Origin of the sequence: Metaclostridioides mangenotii (genome assembly GCF_017873185.1) — a bacterium.
Lineage (GTDB): Bacteria > Bacillota > Clostridia > Peptostreptococcales > Peptostreptococcaceae > Metaclostridioides > Metaclostridioides mangenotii.
In genome coordinates this window covers 973,330-985,894 of the sequence record NZ_JAGGJX010000001.1, presented here as the reverse complement: position 1 = coordinate 985,894, position 12,565 = coordinate 973,330, and the positions used below count along the sequence as shown (strand labels likewise).

Genomic DNA, 12,565 nt, shown 5'->3' with positions numbered 1-12,565 from the left:
TTTTAGTGAATTAAAAATAAGCAAATAAGTTTTTGAGTGCAAATGAATTGCAAATAAGTTCTTTATTAGAATTAGATTAGAAATACTTATAAATGAATCTTCCAATTTTAAATCATGTTATAATAAAAGTCAAATAATGGAAATTACAATAAAATGTTAAGGGGATTGGGTGATTTTATATTGAAAAAAAAGAAAATTAAAATATCTTTACTGTTATTAGTTTTGATAGTCACAACGTTATTTGGTACAACCTTGTTTTCTGAAGGCGGTAATACTGACAGTAAAGATAAGAAAATTGAAGAGCTAATAAACGGAGTAATGCAAAAGTCTAAGATTCCAGGGGTTTCTATAGCCATAATAGATGAAAATAATAAAAAATATCAATCGTATGGGTATTCAGATCTTAAAAAGAAAACAGATGTTTCTGAAAAAACTCTTTTTCAAATTGGTTCATTATCGAAATCATATACAGCATTAGCTATACTATCGCTTGAAGAGGAAGGGGAATTGTCCTTAAATGACAATGTAAGTAAGTATATTCCTTGGTTTAAAGTACAATATAACAATAAAAACGTAGAGTTAAAAATTTCGGATTTACTTTATCAGAGGAGTGGATTTACAAATAATAAAGGTGATTACGAATTACCAGATACCAATATTAGTTTAAAAGATACTATTAAAAATTTAAGCAGATCTGAATTATCCTTTTATCCTGGAACAAAGTATACTTACTCAAATATTAATTACAATATATTAGGTTTAATAGTAGAGTCAGCTTCTGGAGAGTCTTATGAAGATTTTATGAAACATAATGTACTTTTACCACATGGACTCAGAGATACATATATTAATCCAGAAAAGGCATATAGCTCAAAAAATATGTCTACTGGCTATAAATTATCATTTTTAAAAGCGAAGCAACTTGATAACGAAATAATAACTGGGAAAATCCCCGCAGGTTATATTATCTCTGATATTAGAGATTTGAGTAGCTGGCCTTATGCTACATATGCGTTCAGATGAAACTAAAAATGAAACTAAAAATAATGTTTCTAATGTTTTACAAAAATCACATGTTCCTGATTTATCTGTAACATCAGTAGAAGGGAATCATTACGCTGCTGGTTGGTTTATAAAAGATAATGAAAATACTATTTATCATACAGGTGGAACTTCTAATTATTCTTCTACCATGATTATAGATAGTGAAACTAAAAGAGCTGTTTGTGTACTTGCAAATATGAATTCAGCTAGTGATGTTCAATATATAGGAGAGAATGTTTTAAATATTTTAAATGATAAAGATACAACCTTATACAAGCACGATATAATATATATTTTTGATATGATCTTTATGATAATAACGGCTATATCTTTTGTATTAATTTTGTTATTTATTGCATGGAGAGTTGGTTTAGTAAAACAAATTAAAGGAAAGAAACGTACTACATTTGCAATTATACCCGAAAAATATAATTACAAATAAAATCTAATTTTTAATATAAAGATAAGTAATTAAATTGGAATAGTCCCATCTAGAACTATACGTATTCTAGATGGGACTATATAGGGGGATTTAGAGCTTAAAGAATAGGTAAACTGATTAAGACTAAAATCTGCTTAAGATTCTTTACTCATTTCTTTCTGAAGTTTATTTAACGCTTTCTTCTCTATCCTAGATACATAAGATCTAGATATGTCTAATTTTTGTGCTATCTCTCTTTGAGTTTTATATCCAAGGGGTGTGAGTCCATATCTCAATTGCACAATTTCTCTTTCTCTAGGAGTGAGTATATCGTTCAATTGTTTGTATAGTTTACCAACTTCTACTTTTAATTGAACCTCATCGATCACGTAGTCGATATCTGTTCCTAGGATATCAAGTAAATTAATTTCATTACCTTCTCTGTCTGTTCCTATAGGGTCTTGAAGTGACACCTGGACCTTATTCTTTTTATTTGTCCTTATATGCATCAAGATCTCATTTTCGATACATCTAGATGCATATGTAGCTAGTCTAGTACCTTTGTCGATTTTGAAAGTGTCAATGGCCTTTATAAGCCCTATAGTGCCTATTGATATTAAATCATCTTGATCTTCTGCGGCATTGTTGTACTTTTTTGCTATATAGGCCACTAATCTCATGTTTCTCTCTATTAAAATATCTTTAGCATTTCTGTCTTCCTCTATTTTAAACTCAGTTAAATATTTGATTTCCTCTTCAGGGGTTAGTGGTTTTTCAAACGATTTAGCAGTAGTCAATAAGTCACCCCCTTTATACGGTCACCTTAAATTATATGAAGAGGACTTATCCAAGTTGACTGATATAGCTAAAATAAAAGAGTAATAATACGGACTTAATAAATATATTTAATTGTTGTTTATAATTTGCATGGTGAAGTTAATGATTTATTAAGGGGAGAGCATATAAAATAAACTTGGTTATATTTACGAATAATAACTATTCGGGTAATATTAAGGATATATTTGAATAAATACAATAAAATTTGAAATTATATAAGATATATTTGGAATCACAAATAGGTATAATTGTACATATCAATGTCAATAAAATAAAGGAGAACAAGTTATGGAAATAAATGCAAAAACAAAAACTACATGTCTTTTTGGACACCCAGTGGATCACAGTTTTTCTCCAGTTATACACAACTACCTTTACGAAAAATATCAACAAAATATTTTATATGAATGTTTTGATGTGAGTAAAGAAAATATAAAAACCGCTGTAGAGGCTATAAAGGTTTTAGGTATAATTGGGTTAAATGTTACGATTCCACATAAGGTAGACATTATGAAATGTTTAGATTTTTTAGATAAAAAGTCTGAGCTAGTAGGGGCAGTTAATACTGTTAAAAATGAGGGAGGTGTTTTGACAGGATACAATACTGATGGAGTAGGGTTCGTTCAGTCTATATACGATAAAGGATGTACTGTAAAAGGAAAGAAAATACTTATACTGGGTGCAGGCGGGGCTTGTAGAAGCGTATCTATAGAACTTGCAATTGAAGGTGCAGAGACTATTGAGATAAGAAATAGAAGTTTAGAAAATGCAAATAGTATTGTAGAAATAATAAATTCAAACTTTGAAACTAAATCTAGCTGTAGTAGTAAACAGGTTTCTAAGGAGGATCTTCAAAGTATAGATATACTTATTAACACAACCCCAATAGGCATGAAAAGCAAAGACTGCCCAATTGATGAGAATATATATATAGATAAAGATATTCTTGTATGTGATATAGTGTACAATCCTCATAATACAAGTCTTATAAAGTGGGCGAAGAGTCAAAGTTTGGACACAATGCACGGAATTGATATGCTTGTAAACCAAGGTTTGGCGGCGTTTTATATATGGACTGGAATCAAACCATCTTTGGAAGATAAAGAAAAAATAAAAGAGCTTTATGAAAAATCAATGTAGTATTTTAAAAATAACATATTGATGCAGTAGCTTTAAAATACTATATAATGCTGTACGTTGGAGAATAATGAGTAAATTGAGTGAAATTTGGATTTTTGAGAGGAGAATCTATTGAGAAAAAACAAGGGTTTTATCGTTATAGAGTGTGTAGTAAGCCTTTCGATACTGACTATATCAGTCTATTTGGTATCTACAGCTCTTCAGAATAGCTATAGGCATATTGTAAACAATGAAAAGAATAGAACGATGTTAAACTTGGCGAAATCTCACCTAGTATATCAAAAATACAAGATAAAGAATACAGAAAATGAAGTAATAGAAATAAAAGCTTTAGATATAGAAAGCAAAGGAATTGGAGAATACGAAGTTTCAAGTACAGTTATACCAAATGATAATTTTTATAAAAACTACAAAGTAAGTGTGAAAGTTGTAGGAGATAAGAGAACTATGGAGTTGGTTAGCTATGTTACGAAACAATAGAAACAGTAAAGGGTCGGTATTGATTGTTTCGCTTTTGGTATTCTCTATAATAAGTACAATAAGTATTGTTAGTATTAGTTGGATATTTACAAATAGCAAAATATTTAGTTTGGAATATAAAGATAATCTTCTAAAGGAAGGTTCACTGAGTGGATCGGAAATAGCAAAGAGCAATATATTAAGAAATATAAGAAAAGCTATAGATACAACTTCTAATGAAAGCGGGTTTAATGAGTATTTCTTAGGAAATAACATGGAAAGTTTTATTAATGATATAAAGAACATAAGCAGTAGCGGATTAGAAAATGTAACTCTTAAAGTAAGGGATAATAGAGTTACTGAAGAAAATGGATATTTGGCATTTGGGATTGTAAGCACATCAAAGGACGGAAATTATTATAAAACAGTAAATGTCGATGTAGCGATTAAAAATCCATATAGAATAGAGGATGACACTATAAATCTAGAACCTGATAATAGTGAAGTAAGCCAAACTGAAAACTATGTGAAACAAGAAAATAATACAGAAGAAAACAATTCAAGAGAAAATGATACAAAAGAAAACAATGACTTCGACGAGTGTGACTTTCTTAGATTCTATAATTACAGGGGGCTTTAATTTGAAAAGAGAAGGAATGTGACCGTAGTTGAACTTGTTGTAACAATAAGCGTAATTATTTTAATATCAACTTTGTGTATTCCAAAAGGGAGTGTAGATAATAGGGCGATTAACTTATTCTCAAGGCAGTTTTGTTCGGATATTAGGTTTGTGAGGCGAGAAAATATGCTTGGAAACTATAATACTTACATATACTACACTAAAAAAGAGCGTGTAGAAGGATATATTTTAAGAAAGGATGGGGAAGATATAAAGACCAACCTTTTACCACAAGATGCAAAGATAGACCATAGTTTAAGTACTATAAAATTTAAAATTGATGGATCTCCCGCAGAAAAGGGATCTACTATTGAGGTGTATAAGAAGAAATACTGTAGGTACATTACTATAACGCCTGTAAGTGGAAGAATTCTTCTTAAGGAAGATAAGTATGAAAGTTAAAGATACGTTTCATAAGGTGCATATGAAACTTATGAAACGAAATTCAAATGCTTTTAACACTCATAATTCTAATGGATATTTGTTAATTGAAGGTGTAGTCTCATTGTCTGTAGTTGTAGTTATATCTTTTACTCTTTACTCACTTCTAAGTATTAGTTTAAATTTAAAAAATAAAATGAACGATTCTCTTGAACTTCAACAACAAGCTGTTGAGATGACAAAGCATATTGAAAGTATAATTTCAAATAGCAAGGGAATTATAAGTATAGTTCCTAGAACAAATAGCGAAGGTTCTAAAGGAAGAAATGTTGAGGAATCTGGAGTTGGAAACAGTGAAGAAGTAGAATATATAAAAAATGGAGAAATTGGCAAAGATTTATTTGTAGATACTAGCTCAATTAAGCTAAAATATTCATCTGAAGACAATAATATAGATGATAAAGAAATTTATTTAAATGAAAATAGAGATAAAGTATTCGTAACTTCAATGAAAAACGGATCTAGCCAACCTGGTGGGTATGAAATTGGCGACTATGTAGATAATATGTTTATACAAAACTCAGTAGACGGTAGGTATATTAAAGTTCTTTTAAAACTATCTAAAAACTCGCAAAAATATACAACAGAATTTGATATAAATATGTTGAATTTTGAGTAAAAGGCAAAATATATAGCATATATTATGCAAAATACACTAAATCGTATTTAATATTAAAAAATAAAGCTATAAGCTGTGTCAAATCCTTGTTATATGTGTGTATTTTGTGATATGATAATACTAGAAAAATTTGTAATCATGTACTTTAAGAATTTATAGGATATGATTTAAATAAAGTATGGTTAATGCTACCGTAATTATAAGATTTTAGATGGAGGAATAAACATATGGTATCAGCAGGAGATTTTAGAAAAGGTATAACATTTGAAAAAGACGGACAACCATGTCTAGTTGTAGACTTCCAACATGTTAAACCAGGTAAGGGAGCGGCTTTTGTTAGAACAAAATACAAAAACTTAAAAACTGGGGCTACAAGAGAAGAAACTTTCAACCCAAGTGAAAAGTTCCCAAAAGCTATAATTGATACAAGACAAATGCAGTATTTATATAACGATGGAGAATTATATTACTTCATGGATGAAGAGACTTATGAGCAAATTCCTTTGGACTATAGCCAAGTAGAAGAAGCTGTTAAATACTTAAAAGAAAATGAAGTAGCTACAATAAGATTCTACCAAGGTCAACCTTTCCAAGTAGAGGCTCCAAACTTTGCAGAATTAGAAATTGTTGAAACTGAGCCTGGTATAAAAGGTGATACTGCAAGTAATGTTACCAAAGCAGCTACTGTAGAAACAGGAGCAGTTGTACAAGTTCCATTATTTATAAACGTTGGTGACAAGGTTAAAATAGATACTAGAACAGGTGATTACTTATCAAGAGTATAAAAAGATTTATTAAATAGGTATATAAAAGCTTATATGTCTTAATAATATAATATAAGATGTATAGGCTTAAATTATATATTAAATATGAAAGTGAGGAGACTATATGAAACATTTATATGAAGAAGTTGCTTATTTAAAGGGATTAGCAGAAGGAATGGATATCGACAAAGAAAGTAAAGAAGGAAAAATGATACATAAGATAGTTGATGTATTAGAAGTTTTTGCTGATTCTATAGTAGTCTTATCAGAAGATCAAGATGATTTAAACGATTATGTTGATTCGATAGATGAAGATCTAGCTGATGTTGAAGATAGTTTAGAGGAGATATTCGAAGATGAAGATGATGAAGATTATGACGATTTAGATTTCATCGAGATGGAGTGCCCTAACTGTGGAGAATTAGTAGATATAGACGAAGACTTACTATACGATGAAGATGTTGATATAGTGTGCCCAGAGTGTGATGCAGTGATATTATCTTCTGAAGACGATGAAGAAGTTTGTGGTTGTGGTAATTGCACAAGCGACGAAGAGTAATAGATTTGTAAAATTCAAAACTGCCTATGAGACTCAATATTATGTGTTTCATAGGCAGCTTTGCTTTTATGAATATTATATTTAGTTTTTGCAATAGTTAGCGAAAAATAGTAAAATATACAGTATATAAGTATGTTTTGGAGGTGAATTATGAAAATTAATAGAAAATTAATAGAAAATATACAATGTTTTGAAAAAGTTATAGGTTACGACTTTAAAAATAAAGATTACATCCTTGAAGCGCTTACTCATAGTTCATATTCTAATGAGAATAAGAGATTTAACTTCAATGAGAGGTTTGAGTTTCTAGGAGATTCTGTATTAGGTGTTGTAGTAAGTGACTATTTATTCAGATCAGAGCAAAATTTACCAGAAGGTGAACTTACAAAACTTAGAGCAAATATAGTTTGTGAAGAATCACTAAATGAAGTTGCTACAAATATAAATTTAGGTGATTATATGTTACTTGGAAAAGGTGAAGAGGCGACAGGAGGAAGACAGAGAATTTCTATTCTGGCAGATGCCACTGAAGCCGTAATAGCTGCAATATACCTAGATGGAGGATTTGAGTGTGCTAGAGATTTTATCCTTAAATTTATGGGGGATATAATCCAAGATACTAGAAAAGGAAATATATTTAGAGATTATAAAACTCACCTACAAGAATTACTTCAAAGTCGAGGAGAAAACAATATTTGGTACAATCTGATAGAAGAAAAAGGGCCAGACCATAATAAGAGATTTGTCATGGAAGTTGGTATAAATGATGATGTTTTAGGTGTGGGAGAAGGCAAAAGTAAAAAAGAAGCTGAACAATTGGCTGCTAGAGCGGGACTTAAAAAGATCCGATAGTTATACAACTAATTTATGAATTACAGAGGATGATAATAATGAAGAAAAAAATAATTCCTATATTTGTACCTCACGAAGGATGTCCTCACGACTGTATTTTTTGCAACCAGAAAAAGATAACAGGAGTGAGTACCAATGTAACAGAAGAAACGGCTAAATCAGTAATTGAAGAATGTCTTGAGTATATAGATAGAGATTCAAATATAGAAATTGCGTTTTTTGGAGGAAGTTTTACTGCCATAGATATAGATATACAAAGAAAATTATTGGCAGTAGCTAAAAGTTATATAGATAGCGGGGATGTCGATTATATTAGATTATCGACAAGGCCTGATTGTATAGATGAGCAAATTTTAAGTATGTTAAAAGAGTATGGAGTCAGAATTATAGAGCTTGGAGTGCAGTCACTTGACGAAGATGTACTGGACGAGAGTATAAGGGGACATAAAAGCGAAATAGTCTATGAAAGTGCAAGATTGATAAAAGACGCTGGATTTGAGCTTGGATTACAGATGATGCTTGGTCTTCCTACAGATACTGAAGAGAAGTGTCTCTACACTGCAAAAGAATTTATAAAAATGAATCCTAGTTGTGTAAGAATTTATCCTACACTAGTTGTTCAGGAAACAGGGCTTGAAAAATTGCTTTCAGAAGGAAAGTACACTCCTTTTACTTTGGAGAAAAGTATAAGTATAGTTAAAAAATTGCTGGTGCTTTACTATATAAATAATATTAATGTGATAAGGGTTGGGCTTCAAGCGACAGATGACATTCAGATGGGAGAGGCGGTAATAGATGGACCGTACCATCCAGCTTTTAGAGAGCTTGTGGAGTCAGAAATGATAAAAGACTACATAGAGAATGAAGTAATAAGCAATTACAAGTTTGATAAAGAGTTAGTAATTAGGGCCAACAAAAAGAATATATCAAAACTTGTAGGCAATAAAAAGTCAAATAAAAATTATATTATGAAAAAATTTGGACTTAAATTAAAGATAGAAGAGACAAATATAGATGAAGATCAACTACACATTTTGATAGATCAAAGAAATATACTGGAAATAAGTATGAGCGATATTTACTCTAAATTGTTTAGTGTTTATAATCTTTAGAGAAATAATTGATTAAGGAGAAAGACATTGTACTTAAAGAGATTAGAATTAAAGGGATTTAAATCATTCCCAACGAAAACTGATATTTTTTTCAACAAAGGAGTTACATCTATAGTAGGTCCTAATGGTAGTGGAAAAAGTAATATATCGGATGCAGTAAGATGGGTTTTGGGAGAACAGAGTATAAAGAGCCTTAGAGGCGATAAGCTAGAAGATGTTATATTTATTGGTACTGAAACAAAAAAGGCTATGAATTATTGTGAAGTTGAGCTAACTATTGACAACTCAGACAATGAAATGAATATTGATTTTAGTGAGGTTACAATAAAAAGAAGAGCATATAGAAATGGCGAAAGTGAATTCTATTTAAATAACAAAGTTTGCAGGTTGAAAGACATAAAAGAGCTTCTTTTAGATACAGGAATAGGAAAAGATGGATATTCTATTGTAGAGCAGGGTAAAGTTGATGAAATAATTAGCAACAACCCTCAAAATAGAAGAAAGATATTCGATGAAGCTTGTGGTATATCTAAATACAGATATAAAAAGAATGAAGCAGAAAAGAACCTACTAAATACGAAAGAAAATCTTGAGAGAATACAAGATATATACATAGAAATAGAAAAACAAATAAAACCTCTATACAATCAACAGTTAAAGGCTAAACAGTATAAGGAATTTACAGAGAGGTTAAAAAAACTTGAAGTAAATAGCTTTTTAAGAGATATTGAGAATTTGGACAAAGAGATCGCTGAGCTTGTTGAACACAGCAATATGATAGAAGCAAATCTCAAAGAGAGAGAAAAGGAAAAAGAAACTGTAGAAAATGAGGCAGCTGAACTAGATAGAGAGTCAAAAGTTTTAGATGAATCAATAGAAAAGGCTGTAGAGTATATTAATTCTATAAAGGAAGTTATATCAGAAAGAGATATGCAAATCAACCTTATAAATGAAAGAATTAAAAACTTTAAGAGAGAGATTAACGCAAAACAAAAAGAATCTTCTGAAGCTGATGAAAAACTTAAGGTGTATAAAGGCAACTTGATAAATCTTGAAAGAAGCCAAGAAGAAAATAATCAATTAGTTGAGAAGCTAAAATCTGAAATAGAAGAACGAGAAGCAAACAATTCAGATAAGAAGTCTTCAATACAAGGTCTAACAGAAGAAATTGAAAACTTAAAGGAAGGCATAATAGACATTCTTAATATGAAGCAGGAACTTAGTAATAGGCTATCTGCGATGACAGCAAATAAGGAAAATATGCTTTCAAGATCAACAGATATTGAAGTTGAACTCGATGAAATTCTGTTTAAAGTAAAAGGGAAAAATAAGGAACTTGAAGAAAGTCTGTCAAGCGTGGAAAACAGTAAGACTGCATTTAATAAGTTAATTGGAAGTAGAGATTCTGAGCTAAATGAAGTAAGAAATCTAAAAAACTTTGCACTTGAATTGGAAGGTAAAATACAAAAAAATAATTATACTTTAAACGACTATAAATCTAAAATAAACATTTACAATGAAATGGAAAATCACTATGAGGGATTTAATAGAGGCGTAAAGGAAGTTTTAAAAAATAAAGGTCTTGATGGAATTCATGGAGCGCTTGGTCAGCTTATTGGAGTGCCTAGAGAATACGAAAAAGCGATAGAATCAGCACTTGGTGGTTATCTGCAAAATATAATTACAAAAGATGAAGTAAGTGCAAAAAATGCAATAAACTACCTTAAGAAAAACAATCTAGGGAGAGTTACATTTTTACCTATAAGTATAATAAAAGGAAATCCAATAAACCTAAAGGCTGTAAATACTAAAAATAAGGCTATAGGAATTGCAAGTGAGCTGGTTTCATACGATGTAAAATATAAAAATATTTTAGAAAGTGTTTTGGGTAGAACTGTAATTGTAAAAAATATGGACACTGCAATTGGGTTTGCAAATGAAACTGGGCATAAGTTTAAAGTAGTAACACTTGATGGAGAAGTTCTAAATATAGGAGGATCTCTGACAGGTGGTAGTTTGAAGACAAATGGAAATATACTTTCTAGAAAAAGAATAATAAGCGAATATAAAGAGAGCATAAAGAAACTAGATAAAGAGATAGCTACAACTCAAGAAGAGCATAGATATATAGCTAAAGAAATAACTGATAAAGAACAAAATCTTACAGTATTAGAAGCGAAAATTAAGGATTCTGAGAAACAAATTTTTGAATTAAATCTACAAAATAGCAACTTAAAGAACGATATAGAAACTTTTGAAATTAGCCATGGAAAATTAGTAAAAGAAAAAGCAGGTATCTCTGAAAATCTAGCGTATACAATGGAAAGAATAGACTTAATAAATAATGATATTAAGGCATTGGATGAAAAACATTCGAAAAACAAGCTGAATATAGAAAAAAATACTGAGTTGCTTAAAAATCAAAATGATGTATTTGAAGGGGATAAGATCAGCTTTGATAAACTCAAACTAGATCTTGTTAAGTACAGTCAGACATCTGAAACAATAGCTAAAGATATAGAGAGAATTAAAACTGAATGCTCAGAACTTGAATCTAAAAAAGAAGTTCTAGAAGTATCTGTAGATAAGTTGAAAGAAGAAATTAGAGAGCTATCTGAACAATCAAAACTAGAAATCGATGAAAAAAATAATTTAGAAGAACAGCTAACAGAAAGCGAAAATAGTTTAGATAATAAGCGCATTTCAAAGGTAAGTATAAAAGAAAAGTTTGAAGAGGCTAATAAAAAAGTCAAAATCATCGATAGACAGTATATACATTTCAAAGAGAGTTTATTTAAAGTTGATTCTAAACTTGACAGAGTAAGAGCTAACCATGAATTTTGTCTTAATAAACTTAATGAACTTTACGGCCTTACCTATATATTGGCAAATGAACTTAAAGATGAAGAATTGAATGTAGATAAAAAAGTTATATATAGCCTTAAAAGAGAAATAAAAGAACTTGGAAATATTAACTTGGATTCTATCAAAGAGTATGAAGAGATAAAAGAAAGATATGATTTCTATAGTGTTCAAAAGAAAGACCTCGAGGATTCAATAAAAAGTATAGAGGAAATAATAAATTCGCTTGAAAAAAATATGAAGGATGAATTCGAAGTTCAGTTTGACAAAATTAATGAAAAGTACAAGTATGTACACGACAGATTATTTGGGGGTGGACATGGAGAACTTATACTTGAAGATAAAGAAAATATTTTGGAGAGCGATATAAGTATAGTTTCACAACCGCCTGGAAAGAAAATGAAAAATTTAAACCTATTATCTGGTGGAGAAAAGGCACTTACAGCGATAAGTATATTATTTGCAATACTTATGACTAAACCGACACCGTTTTGTATACTGGATGAGATAGAAGCACCACTTGATGATGCTAATATCTATAGATTTGGAGAGTTTCTAAAGGATTTATCAGAGGATACACAATTTATAGCTGTAACTCATAGAAGGGGTACTATGCAGGCTTCAGATTTTATATATGGAGTTACGATGCAGGAAAAAGCTATATCAAAGATTATTGGTCTAAAACTTAGTGAAGCTGAGAAGATATCAAATGCTATGTAAGTCATAATGAAGAAGTGGAAATTTACTTAAATTAAATAAATTGCTTAATCAGGAGG

General features: G+C 30.2%; 13 protein-coding genes. 12 read left to right on the top strand and 1 reads right to left on the bottom strand.

What is annotated here, in order from left to right; all coding sequences use genetic code 11:
* The first annotated feature begins 180 nt into the window (after nt 1–180).
* Nucleotides 181–1,023, top strand: coding sequence for a serine hydrolase domain-containing protein (locus J2Z43_RS04700; RefSeq protein WP_209456063.1), 843 nt, complete (start codon nt 181–183; stop codon nt 1,021–1,023).
* Nucleotides 1,010–1,486 carry a hypothetical protein gene (locus J2Z43_RS04695; RefSeq protein ID WP_209456062.1) on the top strand — a complete coding sequence of 159 codons (477 nt, stop codon included), beginning with the start codon at nt 1,010–1,012 and terminating at the stop codon, nt 1,484–1,486. Before J2Z43_RS04700 ends, J2Z43_RS04695 begins: the two co-directional genes overlap by 14 nt.
* 134 nt (nt 1,487–1,620) lie before the next feature.
* Here the strand turns inward: J2Z43_RS04695 and sigK are convergent, their stop codons facing one another.
* On the bottom strand, nt 1,621–2,262 hold the full coding sequence (gene sigK, locus J2Z43_RS04690) for an RNA polymerase sporulation sigma factor SigK (RefSeq protein ID WP_209456061.1): 642 nt from the start codon (nt 2,260–2,262) through the stop codon (nt 1,621–1,623).
* A gap of 328 nt (nt 2,263–2,590) precedes the next feature.
* Here sigK and aroE point away from each other — a divergent pair, with 328 nt between their 5' ends.
* From aroE to smc, 10 genes are all read left to right on the top strand, one after another.
* Nucleotides 2,591–3,442 (top strand): shikimate dehydrogenase, encoded by an 852-nt coding sequence (aroE, locus tag J2Z43_RS04685; protein ID WP_209456060.1) that lies wholly within the window; start codon nt 2,591–2,593, stop codon nt 3,440–3,442.
* A 111-nt stretch (nt 3,443–3,553) separates the two neighbouring features.
* Nucleotides 3,554–3,922: a type II secretion system protein gene (locus J2Z43_RS04680; protein WP_209456059.1), complete on the top strand. Its 369-nt coding sequence runs from the start codon at nt 3,554–3,556 to the stop codon at nt 3,920–3,922.
* Complete coding sequence (locus J2Z43_RS04675; protein ID WP_209456058.1) at nt 3,906–4,541, top strand: hypothetical protein; 636 nt, start codon at nt 3,906–3,908, stop codon at nt 4,539–4,541. The genes J2Z43_RS04680 and J2Z43_RS04675 overlap by 17 nt, the downstream gene beginning before the upstream one ends.
* A gap of 18 nt (nt 4,542–4,559) precedes the next feature.
* A complete protein-coding gene (locus tag J2Z43_RS04670; protein ID WP_027701627.1) occupies nt 4,560–4,982 on the top strand; it encodes a pilus assembly FimT family protein in 423 nt (140 codons plus the stop codon).
* A complete protein-coding gene (locus tag J2Z43_RS04665; RefSeq protein WP_234925967.1) occupies nt 4,972–5,640 on the top strand; it encodes a hypothetical protein in 669 nt (222 codons plus the stop codon). The genes J2Z43_RS04670 and J2Z43_RS04665 overlap by 11 nt, the downstream gene beginning before the upstream one ends.
* 227 nt (nt 5,641–5,867) lie before the next feature.
* Nucleotides 5,868–6,425 (top strand): elongation factor P, encoded by a 558-nt coding sequence (efp, locus tag J2Z43_RS04660; RefSeq protein ID WP_024620780.1) that lies wholly within the window; start codon nt 5,868–5,870, stop codon nt 6,423–6,425.
* Nucleotides 6,426–6,528: 103 nt separating this feature from the next.
* Complete coding sequence (locus J2Z43_RS04655) at nt 6,529–6,963, top strand: CD1247 N-terminal domain-containing protein (RefSeq protein WP_209456057.1); 435 nt, start codon at nt 6,529–6,531, stop codon at nt 6,961–6,963.
* A 150-nt stretch (nt 6,964–7,113) separates the two neighbouring features.
* Nucleotides 7,114–7,815 carry a ribonuclease III gene (rnc, locus tag J2Z43_RS04650; protein WP_209456056.1) on the top strand — a complete coding sequence of 234 codons (702 nt, stop codon included), beginning with the start codon at nt 7,114–7,116 and terminating at the stop codon, nt 7,813–7,815.
* 38 nt (nt 7,816–7,853) lie between these two features.
* A complete protein-coding gene (locus J2Z43_RS04645) occupies nt 7,854–8,927 on the top strand; it encodes an elongator complex protein 3 (protein WP_209456055.1) in 1,074 nt (357 codons plus the stop codon).
* A 27-nt stretch (nt 8,928–8,954) separates the two neighbouring features.
* On the top strand, nt 8,955–12,509 hold the full coding sequence (gene smc / locus J2Z43_RS04640) for a chromosome segregation protein SMC (protein WP_209456054.1): 3,555 nt from the start codon (nt 8,955–8,957) through the stop codon (nt 12,507–12,509).
* The last annotated feature ends 56 nt before the right edge of the window (nt 12,510–12,565 follow it).